Raw genomic sequence first — 16266 nt, forward strand, 5'->3', positions numbered from 1 at the left:
CAGGGGAATCTCCTCGCCATTCCAGCGCATCGTTTCAATGAGCGTGGGACTTACGAGCGGAGCCGGGACTTCTGTATCCGACAAAAACTGCGCTTTAAGCTTGCACTCGCGGTATTCGGCCCCGGCCTCCGAATCCCACACGAGCCCGCCGCCGGTGCCCATGCGTGCGCCTTCGGGCCCGATTTCGACGGTGCGAATGGCCACGTTGAACGCCGCTTCGTCGCCAGGTCCGGCCCAGCCGATGGCGCCGCAGTAGACGCCGCGCGGGGCGGGTTCGAGCGCGCGAATAATGCGCATGGCCCGCAGCTTCGGTGCCCCCACCACCGACCCACACGGAAATAGCGCCCGAAACAGCTCAGGCAACGCCCCCTCCTTGCGCAGCTGGCCCTCTACGGTCGAGGTCATCTGCAACACGGTCGGGTGGCGCTCTACCGCAAACAGCTCCGGCACGTGCACCGAGCCCGACGTGCAGCACCGTGCCAGGTCGTTGCGCAGCAGATCCACAATCATCAGGTTCTCGGCCTGCGTCTTGGCGTCGGCGCGGAGGGCGGCCATGGCGTCGGCATCTTCGGGCGCGCTGGGCGGACGCGCCGCAGTCCCTTTCATGGGGCGGGTGTGGATGCGGCGGCCATTCCACCGAATAAAGAGTTCGGGGGAGGCCGAGAGCACCGTGCGCGCTCCGGTATCGATGTACGCGCCGTAGGGCACCGGCTGCCGCCTGCGCAGATAGGCGTAGAGCGCAACGGGATTGCCGGGAACGTTCAGATCCACCGGCCCCGTGAGGTTGATCTGGTAGACATCGCCGTCGTGGATGTGCTGCTTGACCTGACGGAAGGCGCGCTGGTAGTCGGCTTCGGGCCAGGCGAACTGCGGGTGCGTGGGCGCTTTGGCCCTCACGTTGGTCCAGGCAGCGTGGGCCGTCTCCGCACGCCAGACGCGCGGCGCATCGTACACGCCGAGCCATACGAGCGGTCCGTTGAGGGCGTCGAGCGGCGGCGCGTCGTCGTGGAGGCTTGGGTCGAGGGCGTATCCGGCTTCGTAGGCCACGTACCCGGCGACGTAGTACCCGTGGTTGCGGGCGGCTTGGGCGGCTTGCAGCGCGTGGGGCACCTCGGCGTAGGTGGTGGCGTTGCAGACATCGAGCGGATCGGTGAACAGCCGCGTGTGCTGGTTTTCGGCGTCGGGCCGGGCGGTGTCTAACAGCACCGTACCCGAACGGCGTAGCTGCGCTGGATCAAACAAGTCTGCGTGAGGCATAGAACAGGGCGGGGCCTGCCTGATAAAGAAAACGATGCACGGGCAAGCATGTACTTTTGAGGCTGTGATGTGCTCCCTTTCCGTGGCGCCTGGCCTTTGCATCCCCCTAACGTCATTGTTCGTTTATGGCTGTTGCTGACCCCGATTCGCCGGATGCGTCTTCGCTGTGGATGAAGCTGCCCGTTCATGAGGTGCTCCTGCTGGTGGGCGGCTTGCTGATGCTGCTGGTACTGCTGTACACTATGGAAGCGCCGCGCAGTGGGTCGTTCTTGAGCCCGCCGCTGGTGGCTATTGCCGGGGCACTGCTGTTGTGGCCCGTGCACAACAATGCGGCAGCGCGGGCGCTCTTGCTCTCGGGCGGTGTGCTGCTGTTCATCTGGGCGATTACGCGCACGAGCACCATCCTCATTCCGTTTGTGGCCGTGTACCTGCTGGCGTACCTGCTGCATCCGATTGTGACGCGCCTGGATCGGAAGTATCGCATTCCACGCTGGGTGTCGTCGATGGTGGTGACGACCCTGGTGGTGGGGCTGTTCATTACGACCGTGGTGATTATTGCGCCGAATATTGTGGAACAGATCGACCGGCTGTCGCGGCAGACGCTGGGGGCGCTGGAGGCGCTGCGGGGCTGGCTCGCTACCTCGCCCGTGGTGGCGGAGCTGGAGGGCGCGGGCGTCATTGAGCGGGAGACGCTCATCCGCGAGCTGACCGACTTTGTGCAGCAGCAGACGCGCCGCCTGCCCAGTGCGGCCGAGGAGGTGCTGGCCTCGGTCGGCTCGGTGCTGGGCATCATTACAGTGCTGGCGCTCATTCCTGTTATCCTGTTCTACACGCTGAAAGACTACCCGTCCATTCGCGATAGTCTGGTCGGGCTCTTTCCGACAACCAACGGACGCCGCGACTATATCGTGGAGGCGGGCAGCATTGTGGGCAATTACCTGCGCGGACAGCTACTGATTGGGCTGATTTCGGCGGTCAACGTGGCGGTGGCACTGGCGCTTTTCGGCGTGCCGTTCTGGCTACTCATTGCTCTGCTTACGGGCGTGCTGAACTTTGTACCCCGGCTGGGCGCTATCGTGAGTATGGTGCTGGGGGGATGCGTAGCCCTCGTCTTTGGTGGATGGATGGATGCGCTCATTGTGCTCATCGTTATTCTGGCGCAGCAGCTTCTGGAGCAGTCGGTGCTTACGCCCAAGATCTTGAGCTATCAGATGGGGCTGCATCCGGTGCTTATCGTGTTTGCGCTGCTCGCGTTTGGCACGTTCATGGGCGTCTTCGGACTGCTCATTGCTGTGCCTGCCACTGCGATTCTCGTAACGATCTACCGTGCCTGGCGCGAGGAGCTGACGCTGGAGCTGAATGAGTACGGCGCCTCGCGGCGATGAGGTGAGCTGCGACACCAACAGATCTGACAGGTCTTTCCCGCCTGTGCGATACCGGAACCCACAGCCGGGGCGCATGCATTGCGTAGTCTGCATCCCAATAGCCACTGCGGCACGTGCCTTTCGCTTTCCCTCTGCCCTAATACACTGTTCGCATGACGTTTACCCTTGCTCATACCGATGCCGCCAGCGATGCCCGTGCGGCCTCGTTCGAGACGGCCCACGGCACCGTGCGCACCCCTGCTTTCATGCCGGTGGGTACGCTGGGCAGCGTTAAGGGCGTGCCGCCGCGCGCGCTGCACGAGGATGTGCAGGCCGACATCATTCTGGGCAACACCTACCACCTGTACCTGCGCCCCGGCACTGATGTGATCGAGGCGGCGGGCGGCTTGCAGCGGTTTTCGCAGTGGAACGGGCCGATGCTTACCGATTCGGGGGGATACCAGGTCTTTTCGCTGGCGGACCGGTGTACCCTCACCGAGGAGGGCGCGGAGTTTCGCAGCCACATTGACGGCTCGAAGCATCTGTTTACGCCGGAGTCGGTGGTGGATACGCAGCGCGCGCTGGGCTCGGATATTATGATGGTGCTGGATGAGTGTCCGGCTGCCGACGTGTCGAAGGCGTATGCGCGGGAATCGAACGAGCTGACGCTGCGCTGGGCGGAGCGGGCCCGCCTCCACTACGAGAAGACCACCTCGCCGCACGGTCACGAGCAGGCGCTCTTTGGCATTGTGCAGGGCGTAACGTATCCGGAGGTGCGCCGCGAATCGGCCCACGCGCTGGTGGATCTGGACTTTCCGGGTTATGCGATTGGCGGCCTTTCGGTGGGTGAATCGCACGAAGATATGTACGACATGGTGGAGGTGGTAACGCCGCTGCTGCCCGCGCACAAGCCGCGCTACCTGATGGGCGTGGGCACGCCCGAGAATCTGCTCGAAAACGTGGCGCGCGGCGTGGATATGTTCGACTGCGTGATGCCCACGCGCAACGGACGCAACGGCACGCTCTTCACCACGCAGGGGCGCATGAACATCAAAAACGCGCAGTTCACGAACGACCACACGCCGATCGATCCGGGGCTGGATGCCTACGTGTCGCAGACATTCACGAAGGCGTACCTGCGTCACCTGCAGAAGTCGAACGAGATTCTGGGCTTGCAGATTGCCTCGCAGCAGAACCTGGCATTTTACTGCTGGCTGATGCGGGAGGCGCGGCAGGCCATTCTGGAGGATCGCTTCATGACCTGGAAGGATGCCATTCTACCGCAAATTACGCGGCGGTGGTGAGTGGGGCGGGTCTACGCAGCGGGTGTGCCATGCAGGGCGACGTGCGAGATGGACTCGCAGCGGTAGTGCAGTGTCGCCTCGGTCACGTTGTAGGTTGAACTGAGACAGGAGCGCGTGTGGAGCCGTCCCGAACGGCTCCTGCTTAACGCCAAGGAGATGGTTCGACTGCGCTTACCATGACACGCTTTGTCCGGGGATGATTTCAGGTTCACCGCGAAAATGAGGAGGGATGTAGCGGTAGACGATTTGCGTGTCGAAACGAGGTCGGTTATTGTGGGAGACGTACGCTCTTTACGTCCAATCAATCCTGACGCGATCCCAATGGGGGTTGCTGCGTTTCACTCTCCCAAGGTTATAGCAATGAAGCGATCCCTTTTTATCACCTGCTGTCTGATTTTTTTCGTTGGTTTGGCGGGGGTAGCGTGTCATGGGCAAGACCGCGATGCATCGCCAGAGAGCGCATCGTATCGGGGACACGAGCAGATCTACGTGGTTTACTATGTGGGGGCGTCGTCGTGCGGGTTCTCCTCGCGCGATGAAGTCGTTGAAGCGGTCTCGGAGCTTCCCGAGGGGTTTTCGGCGGCGCACGACCGTCCTACCAAGTTTGTCTTTGCCGCGATGGATGAGAAGGTCGACGACGGGCTGGCGTTCATTCAGCGGCATGGGGCCGAACAGTGGGATGAGGTGAGCGCCGGGGGCCGCTACAATAACGAAACGCTTCTGCACAACTTTAACAGCGACGTGCAGGCGCCTGCAACGCCGCATGTCATCGTATTCGAGGACACGTACCGGTTCGACGAATACAACATCCCGCATCTGGAGCAGCGGGAGCAGATCCAAAGCGCGATGGGTGCTGACGGTGTAGTAGCGTGGATCGAGGATGGCTATCCGCTTCCGTAGCCAACTCATGGCCGCCTGCACGTAGTCCCCAATCCGGTTGCAGCATGGCGGGATCGTCTCTCTACGGCGCCTCGGGGTGCTACGAATCGGTGTTGGTGGAGCGGTGTGCCTGCTGCCATTGCTCTACCATCTGCGCGGCTTCGTCTGACGGCAGGGCTATCAGCTTCAGGCTGCGGGCAGTGCCTTCTATCGAGAGCACCTGCCCTGCAAATCGTGGTGTGCCGTTGAGCATCACCACCAGGTGCTGCCCGTCTGTGTCGGTAAGCAGCGTGCGCAGCGCAGCCTGCTCGTTGGGGCCGGGTGCGACCGTTAGCGTAGGGCGGTGGTTTTCGAGGCGAAACGTAAGGCGTTCCCATGCTTCTGGGGTTAGCGCCACTGTTTCGGGGCTTATCCAGAGGGTGTCGGTAGGGCTGCCTGCTGGCAACTCATCGGGGCAGAGCCTTGTCCACCCGTCTATGGAGTCGGTGGAGGCCGCATGCACATTGATTTGCAACGAATCGGTGGGGAGGGCACGGGCTTCGCCTCCGGCAGCCATACATGCAACCAAAAGCATAGCCATGGAGGCCCACATCAGAATATCGGTCATGAGTGGATGCTTCGGTTTATCCCAAATAAAACAGATGCACCCTCCGCTACAGCGTTTCGTGTTCGAGCGTCGGGCGTTCCACCGGGGTGTCGTGCTCCAGCGTTCCATCACGCAGGCGGAGGATGCGGCGGGCGTGCTGGGCGATATCTTCCTCGTGCGTTACGACCAGGAGCGTGTTGCCCTGGCGGTGCAGCTGCTCAAAGAGGCGCATTATATCGTTCCCTGTCTCCGTATCGAGGTTGCCTGTGGGCTCATCGGCCAGAATGATCGACGGCGTGTTCACGAGGGCTCGTGCCGTGGCCACGCGCTGGCGCTGCCCTCCAGAGAGTTCGTTCGGCTTGTGGTCCATGCGGTCGCCGAGTCCTACGTTGCGAAGCGCCTCGGCGGCCTGTTCGCGGCGCTCAGACTGCTTCATACCGGCATAGATAAGCGGCAACTCCACGTTGCGCAGGCAGTCCACGCGAGGCAACAGGTTGAACGTCTGGAAGATGAAGCCAATTTCGCGATTGCGGATCTCGGCCAGTTCATCGTCTGAGTACGTACTCACGTCGTTTCCATTTAGCAGGTACGTGCCGCTGGTGGGCGTATCGAGGCAGCCCAGCATGTTCATAAAGGTAGATTTGCCGGAGCCCGAGGGCCCCATAATGGCTACGTATTCGCCTTCTTCAATAGAAAGGTCGATGCCATCGAGGGCCCACACCTCTTCGCTGCCCATTACGTAGCGCTTTTTGAGGCCCGCAATCTGGATAAGCGGTCCGGCAGCAGCAGGGGGCGCGACAGCCGTGTCTGAGGCAGGTTCTACAGAAGCATTCATATGCGGAATCCAAACATTAGAGGTACAGCGGGAGGCCAAGGCGCGGCAGCTATCGCGAGGCGGTGCGGCGTCCGGGCCCCTGCGGCTCTTCGATGGTGATGGCCATTCCGTCCTCCAGCTCTCGGCTTACCGCGCTGTACGGTCCGGTTACGACCTGCTGGCCGGGCTCCAGGCCCGCCTGGACTTCGATGAATGCATCGTCGGCAATGCCGGTGTCTACCTCGCGCACGCGGGCCGTGTCGCCATCGGCCACGAACACCACGCGGCGCATGGCTTCGCTGCTCCGTCGCTGCGACGTGCTATTGTCGTCGTTTACGTTGCGCACCGTTACGGCTTGAATGGGCACCGACACCGCATTTTCGACGGTTTGCGTAGAGATGTCAACGGCGCCGCTCATACCTGGACGAATGACGGGGGCGGGCGTGTTCGGTGTGGCGTCTTCTTCAGTTGCAATGCCGCCTTCAGGACCTGTCATCACCGTACCCGCATCTTCGTTGTGGGCATCGAGCAGGCGAATTTTGACCGGGAAGTTGGTGACTTGCTCTTGCGTGCCCTCGCCGCTTACCCGCGCCGAGTTTGCGATTTCGGTAACCGCTCCCCGGAATGAGCGGTCGGGGTACGCATCAATCTCAACACGCGCCGTATCGCCTGGGCTCACGTTTACGACATCATTTTCGTTGATGTCAACCTCCATCTCCATCTGTTCCAGCCGGGCGATGCGCATCATTTCGGTGCCTTCCATCTGCGACGTGCCCACCACGCGCTCGCCAAGCTCCACATCCAGCTTGCTGACCGTACCACTCATGGGCGCATAGATGTTTGTTTTTTCGAGCTGCTCGCGGGCGTCGCGCAGCGTAGCCATGGCGCTTTGCACCTGATAACGTGCGGCCTGCAATCGTGCTACGGCCTGATTATAGGCGGATTCAGCCGCCTCGAACTCGCTTTGGGGAATGACCTCGCGCTCATACAACTGCCGCTGCCGATTGTATTCCTGACGCGTTTGGAGCGAGTCGGCCTCGCGCTCCGACAGGTTGGCCCGAGCTTGTGCCACCTCGGCCTCGTTCCGCTCCAGCTGCGCCTGATAGTTGTCGGGGCGCAGCCGCAGCAGCAGGTCGCCACGGCTTACGTGTGCTCCTTCGCGCACGTTAAGCTCCACGATTTCGCCAGCCACATCGGGGCTAATGGTAACTTCCACCTCGGGCTGGGCGCGTCCGAAGGCGGTTACGACTTGGGTAATGGTGCGCTCTTCGGCGGCTTCGGCCTGCACCCCTACGCCATCGCTTCCGCCTCCAAACCAGCCCATAAACCGCCCAGCGGTGCCAAGCAGAATGAGGATGAGAATCAACCCGCCAACGATGTATAAAATGCGACGCATTGTCATGATGGTATCGTGGTTATATAAACGAGAGGAGAGCAGGGCGCATGTTACTCAAAAAGCGCCGCGTCGGGGTTGAGTACACCGATTTGGTACTCAATGAGCTTCTGTCGATACGCCACATCAAACTCGGCCTGCACCTTGGCGCTGGCGGCTTCCGTAAAATCGCGCGTGGCCTGCGATAGCTCGACGATGGAGGCGCTGCCCAGATTGTAGCGCTCCTGGGCGGCATCGCGCAGGCGCTCGGCCGAGCGGAGGCGTGACTCTGCCGCTTCGAGCTGCTTCACCGCATTGCGATAATCAAGCACAGCCTGGCGCACCTCCAGTGCCACGCCTTGCCGTTGATCTTGCAGGTTGTACTCGGCCTGCCTCAGGTCCGCACGGGCTTGAGCGGTTTGGTTGCGACGCTGCAAACGATCGAAAATGGGAAAGGAGAGGGATAGCCCTACGCTTCCGCCTCGCCGCGAATCGAGCACGTCAAAAAAGGAGGGATCGGGGTCATTCGGAAGCGCCGCCGTACTGGACCAGTTGGTGTTGTATCCAACGTTGAGCGAGAGCGACGGCCAGTAGTTTGACTGGGCGATGCGAATGCCGGCCTCCGAAGCGCGCAGGCTGGCCTCTTGCGCCCGCAGATCCACGCGCCGGTCAAAGGCGCTCTCCAGCGCCTCTTCTACGACATACTCGCGCTCAGCCATTGCGGCCTCATCAACCGCTGGCGCTTCGAAATTGTACGTGCCAAACGGATCGAGCTGCAGCGTCTGAATTAGGCGAGTATTGTTGACTTCGACCTCGCGTTCGGCCTGAAGAAGCTGCTGTTCGGCCTGCGCCAGGTCGGCTTCGGCTTGAAACAGATCGGACGTGGGGCGCGACCCCGCATCCACAAACTCTTGAATCTGTTCCAGTTGTTGTTGCTGCACTTCTACCTCCTCCTCGCGCACGCCAACTTCTTCCTTGCTCTGCGCCAGATCGATGAACTGCTCCATAACGGTAAACACCACGTCCTGGCGCGTGCGCTCCAGGTCAAGTTCGCTGGCTTCGCCCTGACGGTTGGCCTGGCGGAGCGATGCAATGTTGCTAAATCCGTCAAAAACCGTGATGCTGGAGTTCGCCCCGAGCTGAACAATATCGGTGGTCTGATTGACGATGGCTCCTTCCTCCTGACTGAAGCTCCGCCCGAACTGGCGCGTGGTGCTGGTGGAGAGGTTCAGGTTCGGCCCAAAGTCGAACTGGCGCTGCCGAATGGTGGCGTCTTGGCGCTCTACGTCGTTGATGGCACGCCGCAGATCGGTGTTCTGGTCGAGCGCAATGGTAACGGCGTCGTCGAAGGTGATCGTTTCTGGCGTCTGAGCGTGCACCGCCGTCGGCGCGATGCTTACAGCTACCAGCCCACAAACGAAGGATAGGATACAAGAGGAGAACAACAACCGGCGCATAGAGTCGGCAATCAGGATGAACAGAGGCAAACACAAACAGCGCAGGCATCCAAATCAGCGATCCGAAACGGATGTCCTGCCTGTGGGTCTGCTCTACGACCCGGCGCGATGCAATGTTACAGCGCAGGTTATGAGCAGCGCTCTCGCTGCACCAAGTTCGTGGTGGGGCGTGGTCAGCGTACCCTTCCACATCCGCGATTCCCCCCGTAAGCCCAGCCCCCATACGCACAGTACTGGAACATCAGAAATGCCGACGGCTTACTGAACCTGTAGTAACAAGCGCATTGAATCATCCTGCTACAGTGGCCCCTACACCGCGCAAGTCAGAAGCGCCCATTGTCGTCGGAACGTTCCTACTGGCTCTCATCGCCCTTCTATTTGTGGGGATGCGCCCGTGCGTGGCGGCTCCATCTGCTGATGCTGTATCAAACGTCGCGGAAGCCGCGTCGCTGCATTGCGCATCGTTCGGGGCGCACGCGTATACGCACGCCTCCTCCCTGCTCACGTCACGTCCTGCGGGCCCGCGCATCTCTGCAGATGAATCGGATACGCCCGAGCATCTACCCGTATCAGGGCGTCGTATCCCTCAAGCGGTGTGTTCCGGTTCGTTTCCACAGGCCACGGCTTCCCACACCGTCTCCCCTCTTTCTACGTTGCACCTTGGCAGTATCGTGCTGCTCTTGTAGTTGAGCACATGCCCTCAGCATCGGCCTTGCCGGTCTACGTCTGTGCTGGATGGATGCACATGCTGTTCGCATCTCCTGTATATCTGTCGCAGACCAGCCGGGTCGTCATTGTATCTATTGTGCTCCCCAACGTTACCGTATTATGTATCGCGTTCTCACTACGCTTTCCATCTCCATTGTCGTTGTTCTGTGTTCGTTTGGACACGCGGCTTTGCCCGCAGGGGCGCAATCGCCCTCACCATCGACCGCTGCCATCGGAACGGCTGCCCCAGAAACGCCACCCGGAATTGTGCTTCTGGTGCGCCGTACGCAGCACATCCGAGCGGCCCTTCAAACCGCCAGCGACCTGGCAGACACCGAGCCACTCACCAACACGCCGGTTGAAATTGTTGTGTGCGGGCAAGCCATCAGCGTCCTGCAGGGCGAATCGGACCTGTCAGTGCGTATCGTAGAGGCCACAAGCAAGCGTGTGCAGTTTATCGCATGTGGAATGTCGCTCGAAAATCATGGCATCGACCCCAACACGCTCCCCGATGCCATCGATACCGTTCCCAATGGACTGGTACACGCGCTGGAACGCCAAGCGCGCGGCTATCTGTCTGTTGAGCTATAGCACATAAGCTGTAGTACAAAGCCGGGGCGCTTTAGCCGCTCCGGTGCTTGCCTTTCTATTTATCAGCAATTGCCTCAGAGACATGCCGACCTCCCGCTCCGCGCACTCCGCCTCTGTTTCGTCGCCTTCGACTCCACTACGCCCCGGTCCCACCGCGATATTCCGTGCTCTGCTGAGCCTGATCTTTCTAGTGGCTGGTATGGGGCATATGCTACAGCCCGAGCAGGTTGCTTCGCGGCTGCTTGATGCCAAACTGGGCTTTCTGGCTACCGCCATTGCACCTGCCGAGGTGCTGGTGCTGCTTTCAGGCATTGCCCTGATTGCCGGCAGTCTGGCCCTGCTAACCGGCTTCCAGACCCGCCTTGCCGCTATGGGACTCATCGTGGTGCTCATCCCCATTACCCTCACTATTCAAGTGGGCCGCCCAACACTGGGCCCACTCTTCAAAAACATCGCGATCCTGGGAGGCCTGCTGTTTTTTGCGACGCATGACAGCAGTGCATATAGCATCGATACGTACATACGCCGCCGCAAAGACGAGGCGGGAAGGACAAATGGATGATAAGTAGGATAGTGAAAGTACGTTACCTGTTCATCCTTGGCGATTTTGTTTGAGGTGAGCTTGGTACCCTGAAGAAGATCCCGGATCTCCGCTCCGCTTTCGTCCGGGATGACGTTGGGGAGGGCGATGCTCAATGCGAAGACAATTACTTTCAACCCACCGCCTTCTTCCCGACCCGTCATCCTGGACAAGCGAGCCTGCGAGCGCGATCCAGAAATGAGCGGAGCGAATTCACATCGTAATCCAGAGCAAGGTGGCAGCCTCTCGTTACGAGGACACACCTGCTAAGATACTTTTGTGGGTCTACTTAGGCGCAGTTGCTTCGCTCAAGATGACAGCATACGAATGGGGAACCTTGCAACCCGAACATTCAGGTGTGACACGACAATACGTTATGGAACGTTGACACCCCGCATGCGAAGAACCTGCTCTAAAAGTTAGCCCTTACGACTGAATATTTATGCATACAGACTACGTGCACTGGTGGAGTCCCCGCCTGGAGCGAACGATGGAGATCATGGTGTACGGGCATGCCGGGACGCCCATTCTGGCGTTTCCGTCGAGCATGGGGCGCTTCTACGAGTGGCGCGATTTTGGGATGGTGGATGCGCTCGCCGACAAGCTGCACCACGGGCAGAACCAGCTGTTCTGCGTGGACTCGGTGGATGGCGAGAGCCTCTACAATCGCGGCGTAGATCCGTACGTGCGCATCAAGCGGCATCAGCAGTACGAGCAGTACGTGTTGCAAGAGGTGCTGCCCTTCATCTATGACCGGGCGACGTCCGACTTTGTGATTGCGGCCGGGGCCAGCTTTGGGGCGTATCATGCGGCCAACCTGGTGTGGAAGCAGCCCTGGTCGTTCGGAAAACTGATCGCCATGAGCGGCGCGTTCGACATCCGGTCGTTCATGGATGGTTTTTATGATGAGAATGTGTATTTTAGCAATCCGGTCGATTATCTGCCGAATCTGGAGGACTGGGGCACGCTCGATGCGATTCGGGATACGCACATTATCCTGACGGCAGGCGAGCATGATCCGTGTCGGGGTGCCAACGACTACATGAGCCACATACTGGATTCGAAAGGCATCGGGCATTACTACGAGCGCGCCGACGGATTTGGCCACGACTGGCCGTGGTGGTGCGATCAGGTGCGGCGCCACGTGTAGCCCCTACGGCCTCCCTCACAGCATTGTAGCACCGCTTGCAAGCCCCACTCGCTTGCCAACCGCACCATCTTTTGAATCAAGGTTCTTTACTGTCTATGAGCACGACCCATCACATCGGCATTCTTCGCGGAGAGGAAACGACCTTTCCGGATGCGCTCATTCCGTTCATCAATGAAAACTACAGCGACCAGAACGTCGAAGCCTCGTTCGTCGAGGTCGGGGCCGTCCGGATGGACGTGGAGCCCACGTACGACGTCATCATTGACCGCATCTCGCACGAGGTGCCCTTCTACCGCTCGTATCTGAAGTGGGCCGCGCTGAAAGGCACGTACATCATCAACAACCCGTTCTGGTGGAGCGCCGACGATAAGTTCATCGACAACGTGATCGCCGAATCGGTCGGTGTGGCCGTGCCGCGCAGCGTCATTCTGCCTCACAAAGAGCGTCCGCCGAACACCTCCGCAAAGAGCTTTCGCAACCTGGAGCACCCGATCAACTGGGACGATGTCTTTGAATACATCGGCTTTCCGGCGTTTCTGAAGCCCTTCGACGGCGGCGGATGGCGCGACGTAACGCGGGTAACGACGCCAGAAGAGTTTCACGAAGCGTACAACCAGTCGGGCATTGACTGCATGATGCTGCAGGAGGGCATCGATTTTGATTCGTACTTCCGGTGCTACGGAATTGGGCAGAAGAAGGCGCACATCATGCGGTACAACCCGTCGGTGCCCATGCACGAGCGATACTCGGCGGTGTCGTCGGAGCCGATTGAAGAGGACCTGCGCCAGAAGCTGGAGCGCGACGTGCTGGCCATCTGCCGCACGCTGGGCTACGACATGAACACGGTCGAACTGGCGATGCGAGACGGCGTGCCGTACGCCATCGACTTTATGAATCCGGCCCCCGATGCCGACTACCACTCTGTAGGCCCTGAAAACTTCGCCTGGATGGTGGACGCGATGGCCGAGTTCGCTGTCGAGAAGGCGCTCGACGACCGTCCGCCCCAGCAGTTTTCGACGCAGGGCGCGCTCTATCCGGGCGTGTCTGAATGATAGCGCCTGATCGTAGGGCCTAAGCGCAGCGCGTGCATCTCCTACTCGTTTGTTGACTTCTCTTGTTGGACCCTCGCCCCATGCGGCACTACCTACAGCCCGCGATCGACCACTACCATGCGCTCATCGAGAGCGACCTGACCGCTGCAGAAAACCAGCTGGAGCAGCTTCGCACGCAGCAGCACGAGCGCCGCGCGCTGTTCGGCGGGCGTCCTATGGCCAACAGCCTGCGCCCTACGTTTCTTACGGAGGCGATGTACGCCGATGTGCAGGACACCGTCTACCTGATTCGGCAGGCGATCCTTCGCATTGCCTCGACCTTCTTTAACGACGAAACGCTGCTGCGCGAGGAGCTGGGCATGGAGCCGTGGGAGATCGAGATGGCGGCCCTCCCCACGCGCGTCATCCACCTGGCTGCCAACGCCCGCCTCGATGCGTTTCTGACCGAGCGCTCGTTCAAGTTCGTGGAGTTCAACGGCGAGAGTCCGGCTGGCATGGCCTACGTGAACGAGCTCGCCAAAATATACCGCGATCTGCCGCTCTTCCAGCAGTTTACCGAGCGGTTTCCGGTGCGCTTCGTGTCGCCCCTCCAGCATGCGATGCAGGCGTTCCTGCGCATCTACCACGACGAGTTTGGAGGCCAGAAGCTGAAGCCTACGTTTGCAATCGTAGACCGGCTGGAGGACGTGCCCACGACCCACGAGTTCGACCTGATCAAGACGTACCTGCAGCGGCTTGGCTATAGCTGCGTGGTGATTGACCCACGCGAGTTAGACTGCCGCGATGGCTGGATTTACGCGAATGGCACGAAGATTGACATCCTGTACCGGCGTCTCCTGATGAATGAGTTCTACGAGATCCGGGACGACTGCCAGCCGTATGTAGAAGGCTACCGCGCACAAAAGACGTGCTACCTGAATACCTTCCGGTCTAAGCTTGTCCACAAGAAGGCGATTTTCTCCTTCCTGACCGATGAGCAGTACACCAAGGTGCTGGAGGCTCCACAACGACAGGCCATCCAGCAGCACATTCCGTGGACGCGTCGGCTCCGCCCGCGCACCACGGAGTTTCGCGGGCTGACGATCGACCTGCTGGACTTTGCGCGCCAGAACCAGCGCTACTTCGTGATTAAGCCCAACGACGCGTACGGCGGGTCGGGCGTCACGCTCGGGTTTGCCTCAACCCCATCGGAATGGGACGCGGCGATTGAGGAGGGCGTCGAAGCCGGGCACGTCATTCAAGAGACGGTTGACATTCATCGCGAGCCGTTCCTCATGCAGACCGATAGTGGCTGGGAGCAGGTCCCGTCGATTATCGACCTGGATCCGTACATCAACGGTCCGCTTATGGGCGGATGCCTGACCCGGATTTCGGGGTCGGATCTGGCCAACGTAACCGCGGGTGGCGGCACGCTCCCCATGTTCATTCTACGCAATACGTATCATGCAAACTCCTGACGCACGGCCCCTGCGGGTGGCAGTGCTTGACCTTTACAACGGCGAGCCCAATCAGGGCATGCGCTGTATTCGCGACTTTCTGGAGGGCGTGGCGGCCCCCTCGGTGTCGGTGCCCATCACGTACGACATCTTCGACGTGCGCCAGCATGCCGAGGTGCCGGGGCTCGACTACGATGCGTACATCTCTACCGGCGGGCCGGGCAGTCCGTGGGATGGGCTCGACCAGCCCTGGGAGGCGGCCTACTTCGACTGGCTGGATGCGCTCTATCATCACAACATGACGGCGGCGCCCAAAAAGCATGCGCTGTTCATCTGCCACTCGTTTCAGCTGCTGTGCCGCCACTTCGGTATTGGGGCGGTCACGGAGCGGCCCGCCCAGTCATTTGGCATTTTTGAGGTGCATCGCCTTGCAGGGGGATCCGACGAGCCCCTCTTTCAAGGATTGCCCGATCCGTTCTACGCGGCTGATTTCCGGCGGTGGCAGGTTGTGCAGCCCGATCACGAGCGCGTGGCCCAACTGGATGCCACGCTGCTGGCTCGTGAGCAGCCGTACCCCGAGTATCCATACGAGCGCGCCCTCATGGGCGTACGCCTGTCCCCCGAAATGATCGGCGTGCAGTTTCACCCCGAGGCCGACCCCGAAGGCATGCTGGTCCACTTTCGCCGCCCGAAGCAGCGCGACAAGGTTGTCAGTGCGTTTTCCGAAGCGCGGTACCAGCGTCTCATCGACCGGCTGGACGACGAACAGTACCTGACGCCCGCCTACGAGACCATCATTCCCACCTTCTTGCGTCGCGCCGTAGAAGCCACGCATCCGGCGGCGGTAGCGTAGCGCTGTAGCCCCGCCTTTTCCTCCCTGAACGCCTCCCGCTCCATGCCTATCGTCCCCCCATCTCGCATCCTTTCGTGGCACGAAGACCGCCTGCACGGACGCCTCCGAATGCGGCGGCTGCGCTCTCAGGCGCTTGGCATCTCCAAACCCTACTACGTCTACGAATCGCCCGGTCTGGCGGAGGCCGAGGCGGCACCGGTGCTCTATGCCTTTCGCGGCCACGAGCGCGAGTGGGTCAACATGCAGGAAGACGACGCCCGCACTCGCTCCACCGCCATTCAGGACATCGACGCCTGTGTGGCTGAGGGGCTGCTTCCGCCCATGCTCGTCGTCATGCCCGGCCTGAACAGCGCGAACAACCACGTGCCGTCGCTTGGCATCAACATGGTGGGCACGTGGGGGCGTCCGATGCAGGGGCTGGGCAGCGGGCAGTTCTGGACGTATCTGACCGAAGAGCTGCTTCCAACCGTAGATGCCGATTATCCGCATCTCGCCGACAGCCCGCGCCTAACGGCCGGGTTTTCGTTGGGGGGATACACCGTGCATCTGCTGACGATGGAGCGTCCCGGCTACTTTGCACATGCCGCCATGTACGATGGCCTCTTCATGTGGCCTGGGCACCGCGACCCGCGAAACAAAGCGGCAAAAAAGAAGGGCAAGCGCTCCGCAACCACCTGCACCGATCGCATTTGGGGACAGGCGTCTATTTTCGACCCAGCGCTGGGGAAGCCGCGCAACCAAGAGGCCATGCAGCGGTGGAACCCGACCGACATGCTCGACGCCTGTCCCCAAATGCGGTCGGTGCAGGTCGTTGCGGAGCGCTTGCGCTTCTTTTTTGCCGCTTTGTTTCGCGGGTCGCGGTG

General features: G+C 60.8%; 15 protein-coding genes. 10 read left to right on the top strand and 5 right to left on the bottom strand.

What is annotated here, in order from left to right; all coding sequences use genetic code 11:
* The coding region (pabB, locus tag R6U20_RS03060; protein WP_410336399.1) for an aminodeoxychorismate synthase component I at nucleotides 1-1257 on the bottom strand (1257 nt) is incomplete at its 3' end.
* Nucleotides 1258-1382: 125 nt separating this feature from the next.
* Here pabB and R6U20_RS03065 point away from each other — a divergent pair.
* From R6U20_RS03065 to R6U20_RS03075, 3 genes are all read left to right on the top strand, one after another.
* Nucleotides 1383-2642 carry an AI-2E family transporter gene (locus R6U20_RS03065; RefSeq protein WP_410336400.1) on the top strand — a complete coding sequence of 420 codons (1260 nt, stop codon included), beginning with the start codon at nucleotides 1383-1385 and terminating at the stop codon, nucleotides 2640-2642.
* A gap of 152 nt (nucleotides 2643-2794) precedes the next feature.
* Nucleotides 2795-3925, top strand: a complete 1131-nt coding sequence (gene tgt / locus R6U20_RS03070) for a tRNA guanosine(34) transglycosylase Tgt (RefSeq protein ID WP_410336401.1) — start codon at nucleotides 2795-2797, stop codon at nucleotides 3923-3925.
* Nucleotides 3926-4285: 360 nt separating this feature from the next.
* Nucleotides 4286-4825, top strand: a complete 540-nt coding sequence (locus R6U20_RS03075) for a hypothetical protein (protein ID WP_410336402.1) — start codon at nucleotides 4286-4288, stop codon at nucleotides 4823-4825.
* Nucleotides 4826-4904: 79 nt separating this feature from the next.
* Here the strand turns inward: R6U20_RS03075 and R6U20_RS03080 are convergent, their stop codons facing one another.
* Genes R6U20_RS03080 through R6U20_RS03095 form a run of 4 tightly spaced genes read right to left on the bottom strand, consistent with a single transcriptional unit; the run spans nucleotide 4905 to nucleotide 8955 of the window.
* Nucleotides 4905-5411 (bottom strand): hypothetical protein, encoded by a 507-nt coding sequence (locus R6U20_RS03080; protein WP_410336403.1) that lies wholly within the window; start codon nucleotides 5409-5411, stop codon nucleotides 4905-4907.
* Between the two features lie 46 nt (nucleotides 5412-5457).
* Nucleotides 5458-6225 (bottom strand): ABC transporter ATP-binding protein, encoded by a 768-nt coding sequence (locus tag R6U20_RS03085; RefSeq protein WP_410336404.1) that lies wholly within the window; start codon nucleotides 6223-6225, stop codon nucleotides 5458-5460.
* A 49-nt stretch (nucleotides 6226-6274) separates the two neighbouring features.
* On the bottom strand, nucleotides 6275-7600 hold the full coding sequence (locus tag R6U20_RS03090) for an efflux RND transporter periplasmic adaptor subunit (protein WP_410336405.1): 1326 nt from the start codon (nucleotides 7598-7600) through the stop codon (nucleotides 6275-6277).
* Nucleotides 7601-7650: 50 nt separating this feature from the next.
* Nucleotides 7651-8955 (bottom strand): TolC family protein, encoded by a 1305-nt coding sequence (locus R6U20_RS03095; protein WP_410336406.1) that lies wholly within the window; start codon nucleotides 8953-8955, stop codon nucleotides 7651-7653.
* Between the two features lie 906 nt (nucleotides 8956-9861).
* On the opposite strand from R6U20_RS03095, the gene R6U20_RS03100 reads away from it, so the two are divergent.
* From R6U20_RS03100 to R6U20_RS03130, 7 genes are all read left to right on the top strand, one after another.
* Nucleotides 9862-10332, top strand: coding sequence for a hypothetical protein (locus tag R6U20_RS03100; protein WP_410336407.1), 471 nt, complete (start codon nucleotides 9862-9864; stop codon nucleotides 10330-10332).
* An 82-nt stretch (nucleotides 10333-10414) separates the two neighbouring features.
* Nucleotides 10415-10894 (top strand): DoxX family protein, encoded by a 480-nt coding sequence (locus tag R6U20_RS03105; RefSeq protein WP_410336408.1) that lies wholly within the window; start codon nucleotides 10415-10417, stop codon nucleotides 10892-10894.
* A 460-nt stretch (nucleotides 10895-11354) separates the two neighbouring features.
* Nucleotides 11355-12062, top strand: coding sequence for an esterase family protein (locus tag R6U20_RS03110; protein ID WP_410336409.1), 708 nt, complete (start codon nucleotides 11355-11357; stop codon nucleotides 12060-12062).
* Nucleotides 12063-12157: 95 nt separating this feature from the next.
* Nucleotides 12158-13114, top strand: a complete 957-nt coding sequence (locus R6U20_RS03115) for a RimK family alpha-L-glutamate ligase (protein ID WP_410336410.1) — start codon at nucleotides 12158-12160, stop codon at nucleotides 13112-13114.
* An 80-nt stretch (nucleotides 13115-13194) separates the two neighbouring features.
* Nucleotides 13195-14571 (top strand): hypothetical protein, encoded by a 1377-nt coding sequence (locus R6U20_RS03120; protein ID WP_410336411.1) that lies wholly within the window; start codon nucleotides 13195-13197, stop codon nucleotides 14569-14571.
* On the top strand, nucleotides 14558-15403 hold the full coding sequence (locus tag R6U20_RS03125; RefSeq protein ID WP_410336412.1) for a type 1 glutamine amidotransferase: 846 nt from the start codon (nucleotides 14558-14560) through the stop codon (nucleotides 15401-15403). Before R6U20_RS03120 ends, R6U20_RS03125 begins: the two co-directional genes overlap by 14 nt.
* Before the next feature lie 42 nt (nucleotides 15404-15445).
* On the top strand, nucleotides 15446-16266 hold an 821-nt coding region (locus R6U20_RS03130; protein WP_410336413.1), incomplete at its 3' end, for an alpha/beta hydrolase.

Origin of the sequence: Longimonas sp. (assembly GCF_046498435.1) — a bacterium.
Lineage (GTDB): Bacteria > Bacteroidota > Rhodothermia > Rhodothermales > Salinibacteraceae > Longimonas.

Excerpts from the sequence above, each read along its gene's own strand:
- R6U20_RS03120 (WP_410336411.1), top strand. The coding sequence starts at position 13,195 with ATGCGGCACTACCTACAGCCCGCGATCGACCACTACCATGCGCTCATC.
- R6U20_RS03080 (WP_410336403.1), bottom strand. The coding sequence starts at position 5,411 with ATGACCGATATTCTGATGTGGGCCTCCATGGCTATGCTTTTGGTTGCA.
- R6U20_RS03115 (WP_410336410.1), top strand. The coding sequence starts at position 12,158 with ATGAGCACGACCCATCACATCGGCATTCTTCGCGGAGAGGAAACGACC.
- R6U20_RS03065 (WP_410336400.1), top strand. The coding sequence starts at position 1,383 with ATGGCTGTTGCTGACCCCGATTCGCCGGATGCGTCTTCGCTGTGGATG.
- R6U20_RS03100 (WP_410336407.1), top strand. The coding sequence starts at position 9,862 with ATGTATCGCGTTCTCACTACGCTTTCCATCTCCATTGTCGTTGTTCTG.
- R6U20_RS03090 (WP_410336405.1), bottom strand. The coding sequence starts at position 7,600 with ATGCGTCGCATTTTATACATCGTTGGCGGGTTGATTCTCATCCTCATT.
- R6U20_RS03075 (WP_410336402.1), top strand. The coding sequence starts at position 4,286 with ATGAAGCGATCCCTTTTTATCACCTGCTGTCTGATTTTTTTCGTTGGT.
- R6U20_RS03110 (WP_410336409.1), top strand. The coding sequence starts at position 11,355 with ATGCATACAGACTACGTGCACTGGTGGAGTCCCCGCCTGGAGCGAACG.
- R6U20_RS03125 (WP_410336412.1), top strand. The coding sequence starts at position 14,558 with ATGCAAACTCCTGACGCACGGCCCCTGCGGGTGGCAGTGCTTGACCTT.
- tgt (WP_410336401.1), top strand. The coding sequence starts at position 2,795 with ATGACGTTTACCCTTGCTCATACCGATGCCGCCAGCGATGCCCGTGCG.
- R6U20_RS03105 (WP_410336408.1), top strand. The coding sequence starts at position 10,415 with ATGCCGACCTCCCGCTCCGCGCACTCCGCCTCTGTTTCGTCGCCTTCG.
- R6U20_RS03085 (WP_410336404.1), bottom strand. The coding sequence starts at position 6,225 with ATGAATGCTTCTGTAGAACCTGCCTCAGACACGGCTGTCGCGCCCCCT.